Genomic DNA, 16,857 nt, shown 5'->3' on the forward strand with positions numbered 1-16,857 from the left:
CACTCGCATCCACGAACCACGAAGGGGTAGTTAATGTCAGACGACAACAAGACGAGCCTGAATTCGCCGCTCCGGCGTAAGCTGCTGATGGGAATGGCGGCGATCCCCGCCATCGCGATGTTGCCGCGCACCTCGTTCGCCCAGGCGCCCGCAACTTCTGCGGTCAATACGACCGGTCTCGCGGTGACGGATACTGAGGTAACGGTCGGCATCCTGCATTCGGTGACCGGCACCATGGCGATCTCCGAGACCGGCTCGGTGCAGGCCGAGAAGCTGGCGATCGAGCAGATCAATGCCAGCGGCGGCGTGCTCGGCCGCAAGATCAAGTACATTCAGGAAGACGGCGCTTCCGATTGGCCGACCTTCGCCGAAAAGGCCAAGAAGCTGCTGGTCAACGACAAGTGCGCCGCGGTGATGGGGTGCTGGACCTCGGCGTCGCGCAAGGCGGTGCTGCCGGTGTTCGAACAGTATAACGGCATGCTGTACTACCCGACCTTCTACGAAGGCCTCGAGCAGTCCAAGAATGTGATCTACACCGGCCAGGAAGCCACTCAGCAGATCATCGCCGGCCTCGACTGGGTCAACAAGACCAAGAACGCCAAGAGCTTCTATCTGCTCGGTTCCGACTACATCTGGCCTCGCACCTCGAACAAGATCGCCCGCAAGCACATCGAGAACCATCTGCAGGGCTGCAAGGTCGTCGGCGAAGAATACTTCCCGCTCGGCCACACCCAGTTCAACTCGGTGATCAACAAGATCAAGCTGACCAAGCCGGACGTGATCTACGCCATCATCGTCGGCGGCTCCAACGTCGCCTTCTACAAACAGCTCAAGGCGGCCGGCATCGATCTGTCGAAGCAGACGCTGCTGACCATCTCGGTGACCGAAGACGAGATCGACGGCATCGGCGGCGAGAACATCGCCGGCGCCTATGCTTGCATGAAGTACTTCCAGTCGCTCGACAATCCCAACAACAAGGAATTCGTCGCCGCGTTCAAGAAGATGTGGGGCGACAAGACGGTGATCGGAGACGTCACCCAGGCTGCCTATCTCGGCCCGTGGCTGTGGAAATTGACGGTCGAGAAGGCCGGCTCGTTCGATGTCGACAAGGTCGCGGCGGCCTCTCCGGGTGTCGAATTCAAGGGGGCGCCGGAAGGCTATGTCCGGATCCACGAGAACCACCACCTGTGGTCCAAGACCCGCGTCGGCCGCGCCAAGGCGGATGGTCAGTACGAGCTGATCTACGAGACCGCCGATCTGGTCGAGCCCGATCCGTTCCCGAAGGGCTACCAGTAAGCGTCGGCGAAACGCTTCCACAAACTCCGCGTCATGGGCGGGCAACAGCGCGAAGCGCGTCTTCGCATAGCTGCCCGCGCATCCATCTCCTTCGCAAGAAGATGGATCGCCGGGTCGCGCCCGGCGATGACGCCCGGAGTGTGGGAGCGCGCCGCCGCCACCACCGAATCCAGATCCATTCCATCCAGGGGCAGCGTCATGTTCGGCGACTATTCGATTGGCGATCTCGGCGCGATCTTCGCGATGCAGGGCTTCGCGGGGCTCATTCTGTTTTCGGTCTACGTGCTGATGGCGCTGGGGCTGGCGATCATTTTCGGCCAGATGGGCGTCATCAACATGGCCCACGGCGAGTTCATGATCCTGGGTGCCTACGTCACCTGGATGACGTCGAACCTGTTCCAGTCCTATCTGCCGTCGCTGTTCGCCGGCTACTTCTTCATCGCGATGATTCTCGCCTTTATCGCATCCGGGGCGCTCGGCATGCTGGTGGAGTGGGGTCTGATCCGCCACCTCTACAAGCGCCCGCTCGACACTCTGCTGGCGACCTGGGGGCTGTCGCTGATCCTGCAGCAGGCGTACCGCTCGATCTTCGGCGCGCGCGAGGTCGGCGTCGAGCTGCCGCAATGGATGCTCGGCTCCAAGCAGGTCACCGACACTATCGAGATTCCGATCAACGGCATGTTCGTGATGGCGCTCACCGTGCTGATCACCGCTGTGGTGTTCTATCTGCTGTTCTGGTCGCGCTGGGGCCGGCAGGTGCGTGCCGTGATGCAGAACCGGGTGATGGCCGGCGCCGTCGGCATCAACACCGAGAAGGTCGACCGCTACACCTTCGGCCTCGGCTGCGGCATCGCCGGCATCGCGGGCTCGGCCTTCACCATGATCGGCTCGACCGGGCCGACCTCCGGCCAGCTCTACATCGTCGACACCTTCCTGGTCGTGGTGTTCGGCGGCGCCGCCAGCCTGTTCGGCACCATCGCGTCCGCCTTCAGCATCTCGCAGGCCCAGTCGACCATGGAGTTCTTCATGTCCGGTTCGATGGCCAAGGTGCTGACGCTGCTCGCCATCGTGGCGATCCTGATGGTGCGTCCGCAAGGCCTGTTCGCCCTCAAGGTCCGCAAGTAAACAGGAGCCTCCATCATGGACAGCCCGCGCTTCCTCAGTCGTACCGACCTGCTCGGTCTCGCCGTCCTCGCCGTGCTCCTGGTGGTGATCCTGCCGCTGACGCTGGACGTGTTCCGCCTGAACCTGGTCGCCAAATATCTGACCTACGCCTTCGTGGCGATCGGCCTGGTGCTGTGCTGGGGCTTCGGCGGCATTCTCAGCCTCGGCCAAGGTGTGTTCTTCGGTCTCGGCGGCTACTGCATGGCGATGTATCTCAAGCTGGAAGCCTCCAGTGTCGAGAACACCAAGATCCAGTCCACCCCCGGCATCCCGGACTTCATGGACTGGAACCAAATAACGCAGCTTCCGTGGTTTTGGCAGCCGTTCCACAGTCTGACGCTGACGATCGTGGCGATCCTGGTGGTGCCGACGGTGTTCGCCTATCTGATCGGCGCCGCGATGTTCAAACGGCGGGTCGGCGGCGTGTACTTCGCCATCATCACCCAGGCGATCGCCGCAATCATGACGATCCTGATCATCGGCCAGCAGGGTTACACCGGCGGCATCAACGGCATCACCGATCTGCGCACTCTGAAGGGCTGGGACATCCGTCCCGACCACGCCAAGGTGGTGCTCTACTTCGTCGAGGTCGCGTTCCTGTTCGGCTGCATCCTGCTGGCGCTGTTCGTGCGTCACGCCAAGCTCGGCCGCATTCTGGTGGCGATGCGCGAGAAAGAGGACCGGGTGCGGTTCTCCGGCTACAGCGTCGCCAATTTCAAGATCTTCGCGTTCTGCCTCGCGGCAATGTTTGCGGCGATCGGCGGCGCGATGTTCACCCTCAATGTCGGCTTCATGTCGCCGTCCTTCGTCGGCATCGTACCGTCGATCGAGATGGTGATCTACACCGCGGTCGGCGGCCGGCTGTCGATCTTCGGCGCGGTCTACGGCACGCTTCTGGTCAATTTCGCCAAGACCTCGCTGTCGGAATCCTTCCCGCAGCTCTGGCTGTTCGGCCTGGGTGCCTTGTTCATCGCGGTGGTGCTGATCTTCCCGAACGGCCTCGCCGGCATCTGGCGCGACAATGTCCAGCCGCTGTTCGGCAAGCTGATCAGCAAGCGTAAGCCCGGTTCGGATCACGGCAACGGCAAACCGTTCGGCTCGGTGGCCGACGGCGCCCCGGCGGAATGAGGAGGACATCATGCTGATCGGTCATCAACCGCCCGAATTCCTGCTCGCTGTGGAAGGGCTCACGGTTTCGTTCGACGGCTTCAAGGCGGTCAACGATCTGTCGTTCTACGTCGAGGAGAACGAAATCCGCGTGATCATCGGCCCCAATGGAGCCGGCAAGACCACAGTGCTGGATCTGATCTGCGGCAAGACCAAAGCGACCTCCGGTGCGATCCATTTCCGCGGCAAGGATCTCACCAAGATGAAGGAGAACCAGATCGTCCAGGTCGGGGTGGGGCGCAAGTTCCAGACGCCGTCGATCTACGAAGACCTCACGGTGTTCGAAAATCTGGAGATCTCCTATCCGCAGGGCCGCTCGGTGTTCGGTGCGCTGGCGTTCAAGCGTACCGCCGCCGTACGCGAGCGCGTCGAGGAGGTCGCCGAGGCGATCTTCCTCAAGGACAAGCTCGGCATGAGCGCCGATCTGCTCAGCCACGGCCAGAAGCAGTGGCTCGAGATCGGCATGCTGCTGATCCAGGACCCCGATCTATTGATGCTCGATGAGCCGGTCGCCGGCATGAGCGTCTCCGAGCGCGTCAAGACCGCGGAGCTCCTGCACACCATCATCAAGGACCGCTCGGTGCTGGTGATCGAGCACGACATGAAGTTCGTCGAAGACATCGCCCACAAGGTCACCGTGCTGCACCAGGGCCAGATCCTGTCCGAGGGCACCATGGACACGGTGAAGAACGACCCGAAGGTGATCGAAGTCTATCTGGGCCACTAAAGGAGGCGGACATGCTTGCTATCAACGATCTGCACGTCGCCTATGGCCAGAGCGAGGTGCTGCACGGGCTCAATATCGACGTCGCGCCGAACGAGATCGTCGCGATCATGGGCCGCAACGGCATGGGTAAGACCACCCTGATGAAATCGCTGATGGGCATCGTCCCGCAGCGCAAGGGCTCGATCGCCATGAACGGCATCGAGCTCGGCGGCCTCAAGAGCTACGAGCGCGTCGCCAAGGGGCTCGCCTACGTGCCGCAGGGCCGGATGATCTTCTCCACCATGACGGTGAAGGAGAACATCGAGACCGGGCTTGCGGCCTCCGGCGACAGCGAGGTGCCGGCCGACATCTACGAGCTGTTTCCGGTGCTGCTCGAAATGAAGGGCCGGCGCGGCGGCAATCTGTCCGGCGGCCAGCAGCAGCAGCTCGCGATCGCCCGCGCGCTCGCCACCAGGCCGAAGGTGCTGCTGCTCGACGAGCCGACCGAGGGCATCCAGCCGTCGATCATTCGCGAGATGGCGCGCACCTTGAAGCGCATCCGCGACAGCCGCGGTCTTTCGATCATCGTCTCCGAGCAGGTGCTGAGCTTCGCGCTCGACGTCGCCGATCGGGTGCTCGTGATCGAGAACGGCGAAATCGTTCGCGATGAGCCGCGTGCCGGCGTCGATGAGGCGCAGGTCGCGAAATATCTGTCCGTCTAGTTTTCCACCGTCCACTGGTAACAAGGGGAGCTTCCGATGCCAGAGACACTGATCAAGGTCGATCTCACACAGTCGGCCTACGACAACGAGATGGTCCACAACCGCTGGCACCCGGACATTCCGATGGCCGCGTGGGTCAATCCCGGCGACGACTTCATCGTCGAGACCTACGATTGGACCGGCGGGTTCATCAAGAACAACGATTCGGCCGACGACGTTCGCGACATCGACCTGTCGATCGTGCACTTCCTGTCGGGCCCGATCGGCGTCAAGGGCGCCGAGCCCGGCGATCTTCTGGTCGTCGATCTGCTCGACATCGGCCCGAAGGCCGAGAGCATGTGGGGATTCAACGGCTTCTTCTCCAAGCAGAACGGCGGCGGCTTCCTCACCGACCACTTCCCGCTGGCACAGAAGTCGATCTGGGACTTCAAGGGGATGTACACCTCGTCGCGTCACATCCCGGGCGTCAATTTCGCCGGGCTGATTCATCCCGGTCTGATCGGCTGTCTGCCCGATCCGAAGCTGCTGGCGGCGTGGAATGAACGTGAAACCGCGTTGATCGCCACCAATCCGACCCGGGTGCCCGGCCTCGCCAATCCGCCGTTCGGGCCGACCGCCCATATGGGCAAGCTGAAGGGCGACGACAAGGCCAAGGCCGCGGCCGAAGGTGCCCGCACGGTGCCGCCGCGCGAACATGGCGGCAACTGCGACATCAAGGATCTGTCGCGCGGTTCGAAGATCTACTTCCCGGTCTATGTGCCGGGCGGCGGCCTGTCGATGGGCGATCTGCACTTCAGCCAGGGCGACGGCGAGATCACCTTCTGCGGCGCGATCGAGATGGCCGGCTGGTTGCACATCAAGGTCGACGTCATCAAGGACGGCGTCTCGAAATACGGCATCAAGAACCCGATCTTCAAGCCGTCGCCGGTGACGCCGAACTACAAGGATTATCTGATCTTCGAGGGCATTTCGGTCGACGAGCAGGGCCAGCAGCACTACCTCGACGTCACTGTGGCGTATCGCCAGGCGTGCTTGAACGCCATCGAGTATCTGAAGAAGTTCGGCTACTCCGGCGCTCAGGCCTATTCGATCCTCGGCACCGCGCCGGTGCAGGGCCATATCTCCGGCGTCGTCGACGTTCCCAACGCCTGCGCCACGCTGTGGCTGCCGACCGAGATCTTCGACTTCGACATGATGCCGACCTCGGCCGGCCCGGTGAAGGCGATCAAGGGCGACATCCAGATGCCGATTTCGCCGGATAAGTAACCAAACGTCGTCATGGCCGGGCTTGTCCCGGCCATCCACGCCTTAACTGCTGAGCCGCATCAAGGCGTAGATGCCCGGGACAAGCCCGGGCATGACGAATTCACTGCGGTGACCGTTGGCTTAACTGCTGCGTGGTCGCCAAGACTTCCCTGCGCGACGGGGGGCGGGACGGGGCGTGTTTTCCGCCCCGCTCCCATCGCACAGGTCCGAACCAATCGTCAGCGCAAGGGAAACGACGATGCCTGTCTACGAGTATCTATGCGACGCCTGCGGGCCGTTCACCGATCTGCGGCCGATGGCGGAATGCGACGATCCGCAGCTCTGCCCGACCTGCGAGACTTCGTCACCGCGGGTGATCCTCACCGCGCCAAACTTCTCCTGCATGCCGTCCTCGCAGCGCGCCGCGCACGCCACCAACGAGAAGAGCCGCAACGCGCCGATGACGGTCGGGGAATACAAGGCCAAGCACGCCCCCGGCTGCAGTTGCTGTTCGGGCATCAAGAAGCCGGCCCGGCTGCAGACCCGCACCAAGAGCGGCGCCAAGGGCTTCCCGACCGCGCGGCCCTGGATGATCAGCCACTGATTGCTTTCTCATCATTGCGAACGAAGCGAAGCAATCCAGGAAGCGGGTGCACCGGGCTTCTGAATTGCTTCGTCGCGGAGCCTGTACTCGGACGACGTGAAGCGTCGATCCGGGTGCTCCTCGCTATGATGAAGGGACTGGAGCGACCGACCTATCCGGCGATCACCGCCGCGACGCCAAGCAGAAAGCCGATTTCGAACAATTGCTCGCTGGCGCCGAGCACGTCGCCGGTGTAGCCGCCGATCAGGCGCTTGGCCCAGCCGGCCATCGCTGCGGTGAGTGCGGCACCGGCGGCGAGGCCGATCACCAACGCGATCGGCGAAACCAGTAACAGCGGCAGCGCGCCGAGTGCGACAGCGATTGCGCCGAGCACCAGTTCGTCCTTGCGCAGCGTGGTATCGGCGTAGCTCGCCTTCATCGCCGCGGTATTGCCGGCGTAGCTCATCTGGTGCGCCACCAGGCACGCCGCGCCGCGCGACGCCGCATGGCAGGCGACCAGCGCGGCCAGGGCCGCCCACAGCGGCAGCAGCGTCAGCGCCGCAACCCGGAGCGCCACGCCGATGCCGAGCGCGAGCGCCCCGTAGGTGCCGATGCGGCTATCCTTCATGATCTCGAGTCGGCGCTCGACCGTCCAGCCGCCGCCGAACGCATCGAAGGTGTCGGCGAGACCGTCTTCGTGGAAGGCGCCGGTCAGCGCGATCGAGGCGGTCACCGCGAAGAGCGCGCCGAGCGTCGGTCCGAACAGCGAGGTGCCGACGATCATCGCCGCCGCTGACACCACGCCGATGCCGACTCCGACCACGGGAAAGAACGTCATCGCCCGCATCAGCCAGTCGGGCTCCGGGGCGCGGTCGGCGCTCGGCACCGGCAGGATGGTGAGGAAGCGCACGGCGTCGAGCAATTGCGCCAGCGTCGGCGTCGGCCGCGAGAGTTGAGGGGAGTCGGTCATGGATCTGCCTTTGCGGAAGCCGCCGTACTGCGCGCACCCGCGATTGCGGTCAAGCGCCCGCGTGCACCGTAGGTCGGTCCAACTGCGGTGCCGTGATACCTGGTTACGGTTGCCGCGACCTTCCGCCGACTGTGACCACCCGCCGCATCCAAACGGCTAACCCCTTGATAGAGGTCAATGTGACCGTCGACCTCCGACCGCTACCCTTTGTCAGTCCTGATCGAGATGGGGTACGCTGCGCGACGATGCGATTTGAACGAAAGAGGGACGGCTTGGCGATCTCCGCCGCAGTGCGCTTGTGGTTTCAGGCAGCGGCGATCTGTGTGTGCGCATTCGCTGTGCTCGTTCTCGGCAACGTTTCGGTCGCCGCGGCTCAAGATGGGCCGCGTCCCGAGTTTACCCTCGTCAAGACGCCGCCTCCGGTTCCGCCGCTGAATCTCAATGACGATCCAGAAATCATGACGACCGACAGCGCCAATGCGCTGACTCCGGTGTCGTTCAGGAACCTCGGCTGCGATCAGTCGACCCGCGTGCACCTGCCGCTGGCCGAACCGATGCTCGATCGCAGCGAGCCTCCGCAACTGCGTCCGCCAATAGCCGCGTAGTCCTCACGCCGCGACTCCGTCTGCTGCCGCCATCCCGATCGAGCGAGCCGTCGTCCGACGGCGCGAGGCGCTGAGCCCGTTCTCGCCTGATCGCCGCAGCGAAGCCGTCCGGCATTTCGATTTCCTCCCATCGCGTTGCGCGGCCGATCGCCCTGTTCGGGATCGGACGGAGCAGAGGCCATGGATGCTTCTCCTGAGGGATGCGTTCAGCTTCGAGCCGCAGCGTTCTTGCCGAGCCCAAGACGTCGAGACCCCACCATGACCGAAGTATTGCAAGCCGACATCAAGGGCCCGAACGATCAGGCCTCCGCGGAAATGTGGCATGCGGTCGATGCAGACCGCGTCCTCGCCGCTCTCGGCACCAGTCGTGGAGGCCTCAGCAGCGAGGAGGCGAGGCGCCGGTTGGAGAGCTACGGCCCCAACGCGCTGCCGGAGCCGCCGCGCCGCTCGGCGATCCTGCGGTTCCTGTCGCAGTTCAACAATACGTTGATCTACTTCCTGCTGGCGGCCGCAGTCGCTGCCGCGTTCCTCGGTCACCATATCGATGCTGCGGTGATCGTCGCAGTCGTGACCATCAACGCCATCGTCGGCTACCTTCAGGAGGACAGAGCCGAGAAGGCGCTGGCGGCGATCAAGAAGATGATCTCGCCGCGCGCTCATGCCTGGCGCGACGGTCATCGCGTTGTTGTGCCGGCCGAGGAGTTGGTGCCCGGCGACGTAGTCATGATCGAGGCTGGCGACCGCGTGCCGGCCGATCTGCGGCTGACACGTGCCCGTGGCCTGTTGATCGATGAAGCGATGCTGACCGGCGAGTCGGTCGCGTCGGAAAAGCACGACCAGCCGGCGGCGCCCGACGCGCCGCTCGGCGACCGACTGTGCATGGCGTTTTCCGGCACGCTGGTTTCGGCCGGGCAGGGCTTTGGGGTCGTGGTCGCGACCGCCGCCCGCACCGAGATCGGTCGCATCAGCACCATGATCCAGGGCGTCGAACAACTGGCGACGCCGCTGCTGGCACAGATCAATCGGTTCGGTGAACGCTTCACCTGGGTGGCAATCTCGGCGGCGGTGGCGATCTTCGCCTTCGCCACACTGGTGCGCGACTACGCCTGGTCGGACGCGCTGATCGCCGTGGTGGCGCTCGCGGTCGGCGTGGTGCCGGAGGGGCTGCCGGCGGTGATCACGATCACGCTGGCCATCGGTGTGCAGCGAATGGCGAGGCGCAACGCCATCATCCGCCGGCTGCCGGCCGTCGAAACCCTCGGCGCGACGTCGGTAATTTGCTCCGACAAGACTGGCACGCTGACCCGCAACGAGATGACCGCGCGGCGCATCGTCACCGCCGACCACACCATCCTGGTCAGCGGCTCGGGCTACGTGCCGAAGGGCGAGTTCACGGTCGACGGCCGCGACGATCCCGAAGCGGTGGCGTCAGCGGCGCAACTGATCCGCTCGGCGCTGCTGTGCAACGACGCCCAGCTTCGCCAGGTCGATGGGCACTTCGTCGTCGATGGCGATCCAATGGAGGGCGCACTGGTCGCGCTCGCGATCAAGGCCGGGCTCGATCCGGAAGGCGAGCGGTCAGCGTGGAAGCGCTCCGATGAAATTCCGTTCGATGCCAAGCACCGCTTCATGGCGACCCGTCACGCTGCCGAATCCGGCGCGCAGGTGATCTTCGTCAAGGGCGCGCCGGAACGGCTGCTGGGCATGTGCGCGACCCAGGTTGGTCCGGGCGGTGCGCTGCATCCGATTGATCCGGAATTCTGGACCGCGCAGATTGCGCGCGCTGCGGCCGAAGGCGAGCGCGTGCTCGGCTTTGCGCTACGCTCGCCGGCGCGGCCGTCCGATCAGCTCGGCTTCGCCGATCTCGACGAGGGACTGTCGTTCATGGGGCTGGTCGGCTTCATCGATCCGCCGCGCGACGAGGTGATCCAGGCGATCGCCGAGTGCCGCTCCGCCGGCATTGTGGTCAAAATGATCACCGGCGATCACGCCGCGACGGCGGAGTCGATCGCATGGCAACTGAACCTCACCGATCATCCCGATGTCGTCACCGGTGCCGAGCTCGACCGCACCCCGGATTCCGGCTTCGTCGAGCTGGCGCGCCGCACTGACGTGTTCGCCCGCACCAATCCGGAACACAAGCTGCGCATCGTCCAGGCGCTGCAATCCACCGGCGCGGTGGTGGCGATGACCGGCGACGGCGTCAATGATGCGCCGGCGCTCAAGCAGGCCGATGTCGGCATCGCGATGGGCCACAAGGGCACCGAGACCGCCAAGGAAGCCTCCGAGGTGGTGCTGCTCGACGACAATTTCGTCTCGATCGTTGCCGCTGTGCAGGAAGGCCGCACCGTCTACGACAACATCCGCAAGGTGATAGCCTGGACGATTCCGACCAACGGCGGCGAGGTGCTCACCGTCATCATTGCGATCCTGGTCGGCTTCACCATGCCGATGACGCCGGTGCAGATCCTGTGGATCAACCTGATCCTCACCGTCACGCTCGGCCTTGTGTTGGCGTTCGAGCCGCCGGAGCCCGGCGTGATGAAGCGCCCTCCGCGGCCGGCGCACGCGCCGCTGCTGTCGCGGTTTCTGGTATGGCGGATCTTCTTCGTCTCGTTCCTGTTCACCGTCGGCGCGTTGGCGATCTTCTTCTTCGCACTCGGCAAGGGCCTGCCGCTGGAGACCGCGCGCACCATGGTGGTCAACGTGATCGTGGTGTTCGAGATCTTCTATCTGTTCAACGTTCGCTATCTTCACACCAGTTCGATATCGCTGCGTGGCGCGCTCGGGACTATGCCGGTGCTGGCCGCGCTGGTGGTGGTGGTCGCCGCGCAGCTCACCTTCACTTATGCGCCGTTCATGCACAGCCTGTTCGCCACCACGCCGATCTCGCTGGTCGACGGTGCGGTGGTGATCGGCGCCGGCGTGGTGCTGATGATCGTGCTCGAACTGGAGAAGCTGGTGATGCGCAGGATCGGAGCGCTGCAGCGTCTCGAGCCGTAGCCGGTCATCGCGTCGTCGCGCCCGCTTCACTCCAACGACGAGTTTCATCATGAATGAACTGCCCCGTCCCGATACGATGTCCGGCCTGAAGGTTGTGCTCGCCGCCACTGATTTCTCGGCGCGCTCAGATCGTACGGTGCGCCGTGCCGCCGCCCTCGCCAGGCAAAGCGGCGCCCGCCTGGTGATCGCCCATGTGGTGGACGATGATCAGCCCGAGCACATCGTCACGGTGGAGGTCGAACTCGCCGAGTCGGCGCTCGCGGATGCGATCCGCGAACACACCTATCTGGCCGGCCTGGATTGCAGGCCACTGGTCATACTCGGCACGCCGTTCGACGGCATCGTCCGTGCTGCGCAGCAGGAGAGCGCCGATCTGTGCGTGGTCGGCAGCCATCGCCGGCTATTCCTGCGCGACATTTTCGTCGGCACCACCGCCGAGAGGGTGATTCGCAACAGCACGGTGCCGGTTCTGATGGCCAATCTTGATCCGGCGTTGCCCTACGCGAAGAGCCTCGCGCCGGTCGAACTGACCGACTGCTCGGCCCAGGCACTTGAGACCGGGCGCCGGCTCGGCCTGCTGCAACGGACCAAACTGATCGTGATGCACGTCTACGACGCCGCCGCCGCTGGCATGCTCAACTACGCCGGCGTCGACAAGACCAGTCTCGACGACTATCTGGTCGACACCCGCACCGATGCGGTGCGGGATCTGGTGCGCTTCCTCGAACCGCTTAGGCTCGACGACATCGACTACTCCACCGTGGTCAGGGAAGGAGTCGGCCTCGCCACCGATATCATCGAGGCTGCTACCGAATTGCGCCCTGATCTGGTGGTGATCGGTACCCACGCGCGGCGTGGTGCGGTGCGGTTGTTGCTCAGCAGCGTGACCGAGGAGGTGTTGCGCCAACTGCAGCGCGACATCCTGGTGGTACCTGTGCGCGACGCCGCGGGCTGAGCCGAGCCGGCTTGCCGGTCTCGGTATTGCCCGTCACACTCCCTGCCGACCGGCGCGGCATTGGCACCTCGCCGGCAAGCAATCGGGAGGTCGAGGATGGGCGCGCGGCTGAAGCACTATGGCTGGGGACGGGAAGGCGAGGGCATGACGGAGGCCGAGCAGGCGTTCGTGCTCGGCCGCTATCAGGCGAAGTTCGGCTGCGACAGCTTCGAGAGGGTCGGCGTCGCCGCGCTCGACGACATCAAGCTCCGCGAACCCCGGATCGTGCCGCCGAAGTCGCTGTCCGAAATCTGCGCGGTCGATGTCTATCACCGCGCCGCCCACGCCTATGGCAAATCCTATCCAGACTACGTTCGCGGCATGCTCGGCGACTACGATGCCGCGCCTGACGTCGTCGCCTATCCCCGCGACGAAGCTGAGATCGCCGCGGTGATGGATTGGGCCGGCGGCGCCGGCGCCGCGTTGACGCCGTTCGGCGGTGGCTCGTCGGTGTGCGGCGGCGTGGAATGCCGCGTCGACGGCAGCCGCTACAAAGCGGCGGTGACGCTTGATCTGCGGCACCTCGGCAAGGTGCTCGAGGTCGACGCCACTTCCCGCGCGGCGCTGATCCAGGGCGGCGCGTTCGGTCCGGCGCTGGAGGCGCAACTCAAGTCGCGCAATGTCACGCTCCGGCACTTTCCGCAGAGCTTCGAATACCACGCTCGGCGGCTGGATCGCGACCCGCTCCGGTGGTCACTTCGCCAGCCTCTACACCCACATCGACGATTTGGTCGAAAGCCTCCGCGTCGTGACGCCGCGAGGGGTGGTCGAGACGCGGCGGCTGCCGGGCTCCGGCGCCGGCCCGAGCCCGGACCGGATGTTTATCGGCTCCGAAGGCATTCTGGGCGTGATCTCCGCGGCCTGGATGCGGCTGCAATCACGCCCGATGTTCCGCGCCGGCGCTTCGGTGCGTTTTCCGACCTTCTTCGCCGCGGCGCACGCGGTCCGGGCGGTGGCGCAGGCGGGACTCTATCCGTCGAACTGTCGTATTCTTGATCCGCAGGAGGCGTACAACACCGGTGCCGCCGACGGCAGCGTCGCCATCATGGTGCTGGCGTTCGAGAGTGGCGATCACCCGGTCGAGCCGTGGATGGCGCGAGCGCTGGAATGCTGCGCCGACCACGGCGGCACCAAGGAAGAGGCCGACGCTTCATCGGCACATCTCGAAGGTGCCGCCGGACTGTGGCGCAACGCCTTCATCCGGATGCCCTATGCGCGGGAATTCCTGACGCCCGCGGGACTGATCAACGACACCTTCGAAACGTCGATAACCTGGGAGCGGTTCGAGAGCTTCCACGACGGCATCAAGGCTGCGACCGAGCAGGCGATCCTGGATGCGACCGGGATCAAGGGCGAAGTCACCTGTCGCTTCACCCACGTCTATCCGGACGGACCTGCGCCGTATTTCTCGTTTCATGCGCTCGGACGGCACGGCGCGCTGCTCGAGCAATGGCAGGCGATCAAGGATGCGGCGAGCGACGCGTTGATCGCCGCCGGCGGCACCATCACCCATCACCACGCGGTCGGGCGCGATCATCGCAAATGGTACGACCGTCAGCGTCCCGAACTGTTCGCTGCGGCGCTACGCGCCGCCAAACGCGAATTCGATCCGCACGCGATGCTCAATCCGGGAGTGCTGATCGATCCGTAGCGCGACGCTGCGGCGTGCCGGGAGCGGCCGGCGGCAGGGTGGCGGCAATTGTGGGCGGCGTCAGATCCGTGGCGCGGCGGCGCGGCAGGTCGACACGCGCTTCGACGAATTCCGGCGGGCCTTCGACCAGCCGAGCGATTCTCCGGTCGCGTTCGTCCGTCGGCGCTTCGGGATCGATCAGCGCGTGGATCTGCGACGCGGCGAGTTCGACCGCGCGGTCCGGTGCAATCGCGAGCGGTGGCCGTGTGCCCGGTGCGATGCCGAGGCCGAGCCGCACCAGCTCGGCGAGCGCTTCTGTTCGCGACATGCGCCGGCTCGTCGCCCACTGGTCGATCGCCGCCAACGTCGTGTCGTCGAGTGCGACCGCATGCGAGCGGGTACCGGCATTCGCGTTCGGGTTGGGGGCGGGCGTCGTTGCCCGTGCGCTGTCGTCGCTCATACATCAGCACTAGACGATCGACCGCCGATCCGGAAGCCGAACCTGCCACGGTCGGTCGTTCCACGTATTCACATCAGGACAGCACGGGCGTTGAGCCAATCGTTACCGGATTACTAACAGCAATACCCGCGATCTCGTGTCGCGCTTAGGCAAATTTTAAGCCGGGCCGCTTAGGTTAAGCCTGTGAGTTGAGTGCTTTGCGAGTTGTGAGTACGCCATGACAGAGCCCCACCGCCCGAGGGTAAAATACGTGATCGGGCCCGATGGAAGCCCATTGACGATCGCGGACCTGCCTGCACCCGGCACCAAGCGCTGGGTCATTCGCCGGAAGGCCGAAGTCGTGGCCGCGGTCCGCGGCGGACTGCTCTCTCTGGAAGAGGCGTGCAGCCGATACACCCTGACGGTGGACGAATTCCTGTCCTGGCAGTTCTCGATCGACCATCACGGTCTGGCCGGGCTGCGGACCACCCGAATCCAGCAGTATCGCCAGTAAACAAATCCTTTCCAGATTTCGACGATTCGATGAAAGCCGGCTCCTTTTCGGGAAGCCGGCTTTCAGCATTTTCGCCGGTTTTTCCGGTCCGTTAAGATTCGTTAACCATATGGAAACCATCCCATAGGCAAGATTTGCCTAGCCGGGCGGGGAGGCTGATCCCGCCGGTCGGTCGCGTCGTGCATCCGAGGGGCTGGTCCTTGCAGAATCTGTTGAGTTTCCTGAAAGGCTTGGGGGCCGCCCGGCTGATGGCGATGATCGCCGTCACGGTTGCGCTGGTCGGCTTCTTCGCCTTCGTCATCATGCGGGTGTCGCAGCCGCAGATGACGACTCTCTATACGGACCTCAGCGTCGAGGACTCGTCCAGCATCATCAAGGAGCTGGAGCGCCAGGGTATTCCGTTCGAGATGCGCAACGAGGGCGCCATTTTGCTGGTGCCGAAGGACAAAGTGACCCGGCTGCGGATGAAGCTGGCCGAAGGCGGCCTGCCGAAGGGCGGCGGCGTCGGCTACGAGATCTTCGACAAGTCGGATGCGCTCGGCACCACCAGCTTCGTCCAGAACATCAACCATCTACGCGCACTCGAAGGCGAATTGTCGCGCACCATCCGGGCGATCGACCGGGTTCAGGCGGCGCGGGTGCATCTGGTGCTGCCGGCGCGGCCGTTGTTCTCGCGCGAGGCGCCGGAGCCGTCCGCCTCTATCGTGCTGCGGGTGCGCGGCGCGCTGGAGCCGCAGCAGGTCCGCGCCATCCGCCATCTCGTTGCTTCCGCCGTCAACGGCCTGAAGCCGCAACGGGTGTCGATCGTCGACGAGGCGGGGCAGTTGCTCGCCGACGGCTCGGCCAGCGGCGAGCAGATGGAAGGCGCCACCAGCGACGAGCGGCGCGCCGCATTCGAAAAGCGGATGCGTCACCAGATCGAGGGCATCGTTTCCTCGGTGGTCGGCTCGGGGCGTGCCCGGGTCCAGGTCTCGGCCGACTTCGACTACAACAAGATCACCCAGACCTCCGACACGTTCGATCCGGAAGGACGGGTGCTGCGGTCGAGTCAGACTCGTGAAGAATCCGCCGCGACCTCGGCCGCCGATGGTCAGGTGACCGTCAACAACGAGCTGCCCGGCGCCAACCAGGGACAGGGCGCCGGCGCACGCGACGTCAGCAAGAAGTCCGAAGAGACCAACAATTACGAGATCTCTCGCGTCACCAAGACCGAAGTCACCGAGGCCGGCCGGGTCAGCCGGCTCTCGGTCGCGGTGCTGGTCGACGGCGCCTACACCAAGGACGACAAGGGTGAGCTGGTTTACGCCGAGCGGTCCAAGGAGCAGCTCGACCGGATCGCCGCGCTGGTGCGCTCGGCGATCGGCTTCGATCAGAAGCGCGGCGACCAGATCGAAGTCGTCAACCTGAAATTCGCCGAAGCGCCGCAGATCGAGAAACTGCCGGAGCCCGCCGGGCTGATGGGCATGTTCCAATTCACCAAGGACGACATCATGAACATGATTCAGCTCGGGGTGATGTTCCTGCTCGGCTTGGTGGTGCTGTTCATGGTGATCCGCCCTCTGGTCAAGCGCGTGCTCGCCGCAGAGCAGACGCCGGAAGCGGCGGGCCTGCCGGCGCTGGCCGACGGCACCGTGCCGCAGATCGGCGTCGACGGGCAGCCGGTGGCGCCCGGAATGCCCAGCATGATCGACATCGCCCAGGTGCAGGGTCAGGTCCACGCCCAGTCGGTGCACCGGGTTGGCGAGCTCGCCGAACGCAATCCCAACGAAACCGCCGCCATTGTCCGTCAATGGCTGGCCGAACCCGCCGCCTAATCCGC

General features: G+C 64.7%; 15 protein-coding genes and 1 pseudogene. 14 read left to right on the forward strand and 2 right to left on the reverse strand.

Annotation, left to right across the window (positions count from 1 at the left end; translation table 11 throughout):
* Window positions 1-33 precede the first annotated feature (33 nt).
* The 7 genes from urtA (at window position 34) to FLL57_RS02560 (ending at window position 6,904) form a co-directional block, all read left to right on the forward strand.
* Window positions 34-1,296, forward strand: coding sequence for an urea ABC transporter substrate-binding protein (gene urtA, locus FLL57_RS02530; protein WP_013503856.1), 1,263 nt, complete (start codon window positions 34-36; stop codon window positions 1,294-1,296).
* A gap of 198 nt (window positions 1,297-1,494) precedes the next feature.
* Entirely contained in the window at window positions 1,495-2,421 is a 927-nt protein-coding gene (urtB, locus tag FLL57_RS02535; RefSeq protein WP_142884150.1) for an urea ABC transporter permease subunit UrtB, read from the forward strand.
* Between the two features lie 15 nt (window positions 2,422-2,436).
* Window positions 2,437-3,588, forward strand: a complete 1,152-nt coding sequence (gene urtC, locus FLL57_RS02540; protein WP_142882049.1) for an urea ABC transporter permease subunit UrtC — start codon at window positions 2,437-2,439, stop codon at window positions 3,586-3,588.
* A gap of 10 nt (window positions 3,589-3,598) precedes the next feature.
* Complete coding sequence (gene urtD / locus FLL57_RS02545; RefSeq protein ID WP_142882050.1) at window positions 3,599-4,354, forward strand: urea ABC transporter ATP-binding protein UrtD; 756 nt, start codon at window positions 3,599-3,601, stop codon at window positions 4,352-4,354.
* An 11-nt stretch (window positions 4,355-4,365) separates the two neighbouring features.
* Window positions 4,366-5,055: an urea ABC transporter ATP-binding subunit UrtE gene (gene urtE, locus FLL57_RS02550; RefSeq protein ID WP_142882051.1), complete on the forward strand. Its 690-nt coding sequence runs from the start codon at window positions 4,366-4,368 to the stop codon at window positions 5,053-5,055.
* A gap of 36 nt (window positions 5,056-5,091) precedes the next feature.
* Window positions 5,092-6,321, forward strand: a complete 1,230-nt coding sequence (fmdA, locus tag FLL57_RS02555) for a formamidase (RefSeq protein ID WP_142882052.1) — start codon at window positions 5,092-5,094, stop codon at window positions 6,319-6,321.
* Window positions 6,322-6,559: 238 nt separating this feature from the next.
* Window positions 6,560-6,904: an FmdB family zinc ribbon protein gene (locus FLL57_RS02560; RefSeq protein WP_142882053.1), complete on the forward strand. Its 345-nt coding sequence runs from the start codon at window positions 6,560-6,562 to the stop codon at window positions 6,902-6,904.
* A 151-nt stretch (window positions 6,905-7,055) separates the two neighbouring features.
* On the opposite strand, the gene cobS is transcribed toward FLL57_RS02560, so the two are convergent.
* Window positions 7,056-7,853 (reverse strand): adenosylcobinamide-GDP ribazoletransferase, encoded by a 798-nt coding sequence (gene cobS / locus FLL57_RS02565; RefSeq protein ID WP_142882054.1) that lies wholly within the window; start codon window positions 7,851-7,853, stop codon window positions 7,056-7,058.
* Window positions 7,854-8,125: 272 nt separating this feature from the next.
* On the opposite strand from cobS, the gene FLL57_RS02570 reads away from it, so the two are divergent.
* The 5 genes and pseudogenes from FLL57_RS02570 (at window position 8,126) to FLL57_RS23480 (ending at window position 14,106) form a co-directional block, all read left to right on the forward strand.
* Window positions 8,126-8,458, forward strand: coding sequence for a hypothetical protein (locus FLL57_RS02570; RefSeq protein WP_142882055.1), 333 nt, complete (start codon window positions 8,126-8,128; stop codon window positions 8,456-8,458).
* 258 nt (window positions 8,459-8,716) lie between these two features.
* Window positions 8,717-11,461 carry a cation-transporting P-type ATPase gene (locus tag FLL57_RS02575; protein ID WP_142882056.1) on the forward strand — a complete coding sequence of 915 codons (2,745 nt, stop codon included), beginning with the start codon at window positions 8,717-8,719 and terminating at the stop codon, window positions 11,459-11,461.
* Between the two features lie 49 nt (window positions 11,462-11,510).
* A complete protein-coding gene (locus FLL57_RS02580; protein ID WP_142882057.1) occupies window positions 11,511-12,416 on the forward strand; it encodes a universal stress protein in 906 nt (301 codons plus the stop codon).
* Between the two features lie 432 nt (window positions 12,417-12,848).
* A pseudogene (locus FLL57_RS23475) lies at window positions 12,849-13,164 on the forward strand (FAD-binding protein); the annotation flags it as partial.
* A gap of 198 nt (window positions 13,165-13,362) precedes the next feature.
* Complete coding sequence (locus tag FLL57_RS23480) at window positions 13,363-14,106, forward strand: FAD-linked oxidase C-terminal domain-containing protein (RefSeq protein ID WP_235677258.1); 744 nt, start codon at window positions 13,363-13,365, stop codon at window positions 14,104-14,106.
* Here FLL57_RS23480 and FLL57_RS02590 read toward each other — a convergent pair.
* Window positions 14,078-14,545: a hypothetical protein gene (locus FLL57_RS02590; RefSeq protein WP_142882058.1), complete on the reverse strand. Its 468-nt coding sequence runs from the start codon at window positions 14,543-14,545 to the stop codon at window positions 14,078-14,080. The genes FLL57_RS23480 and FLL57_RS02590 overlap by 29 nt on opposite strands.
* A gap of 217 nt (window positions 14,546-14,762) precedes the next feature.
* Between FLL57_RS02590 and FLL57_RS02595 the strand changes: the two genes are divergently transcribed.
* Entirely contained in the window at window positions 14,763-15,038 is a 276-nt protein-coding gene (locus tag FLL57_RS02595; RefSeq protein WP_011156827.1) for a DUF1153 domain-containing protein, read from the forward strand.
* A 200-nt stretch (window positions 15,039-15,238) separates the two neighbouring features.
* The gene (gene fliF, locus FLL57_RS02600; protein WP_142882059.1) at window positions 15,239-16,852 is read left to right on the forward strand and encodes a flagellar basal-body MS-ring/collar protein FliF; all 1,614 of its coding nucleotides are present in this window, start codon (window positions 15,239-15,241) and stop codon (window positions 16,850-16,852) included.
* Window positions 16,853-16,857 lie beyond the last annotated feature (5 nt).

The organism is Rhodopseudomonas palustris (assembly GCF_007005445.1).
GTDB lineage: Bacteria > Pseudomonadota > Alphaproteobacteria > Rhizobiales > Xanthobacteraceae > Rhodopseudomonas > Rhodopseudomonas palustris_G.

Excerpts from the sequence above, each read along its gene's own strand:
- urtA (WP_013503856.1), top strand. The coding sequence starts at position 34 with ATGTCAGACGACAACAAGACGAGCCTGAATTCGCCGCTCCGGCGTAAG.
- FLL57_RS02590 (WP_142882058.1), bottom strand. The coding sequence starts at position 14,545 with ATGAGCGACGACAGCGCACGGGCAACGACGCCCGCCCCCAACCCGAAC.
- urtE (WP_142882051.1), top strand. The coding sequence starts at position 4,366 with ATGCTTGCTATCAACGATCTGCACGTCGCCTATGGCCAGAGCGAGGTG.
- FLL57_RS02575 (WP_142882056.1), top strand. The coding sequence starts at position 8,717 with ATGACCGAAGTATTGCAAGCCGACATCAAGGGCCCGAACGATCAGGCC.
- cobS (WP_142882054.1), bottom strand. The coding sequence starts at position 7,853 with ATGACCGACTCCCCTCAACTCTCGCGGCCGACGCCGACGCTGGCGCAA.
- FLL57_RS02560 (WP_142882053.1), top strand. The coding sequence starts at position 6,560 with ATGCCTGTCTACGAGTATCTATGCGACGCCTGCGGGCCGTTCACCGAT.
- urtB (WP_142884150.1), top strand. The coding sequence starts at position 1,495 with ATGTTCGGCGACTATTCGATTGGCGATCTCGGCGCGATCTTCGCGATG.
- urtC (WP_142882049.1), top strand. The coding sequence starts at position 2,437 with ATGGACAGCCCGCGCTTCCTCAGTCGTACCGACCTGCTCGGTCTCGCC.
- FLL57_RS02595 (WP_011156827.1), top strand. The coding sequence starts at position 14,763 with ATGACAGAGCCCCACCGCCCGAGGGTAAAATACGTGATCGGGCCCGAT.
- fmdA (WP_142882052.1), top strand. The coding sequence starts at position 5,092 with ATGCCAGAGACACTGATCAAGGTCGATCTCACACAGTCGGCCTACGAC.
- urtD (WP_142882050.1), top strand. The coding sequence starts at position 3,599 with ATGCTGATCGGTCATCAACCGCCCGAATTCCTGCTCGCTGTGGAAGGG.
- FLL57_RS02580 (WP_142882057.1), top strand. The coding sequence starts at position 11,511 with ATGAATGAACTGCCCCGTCCCGATACGATGTCCGGCCTGAAGGTTGTG.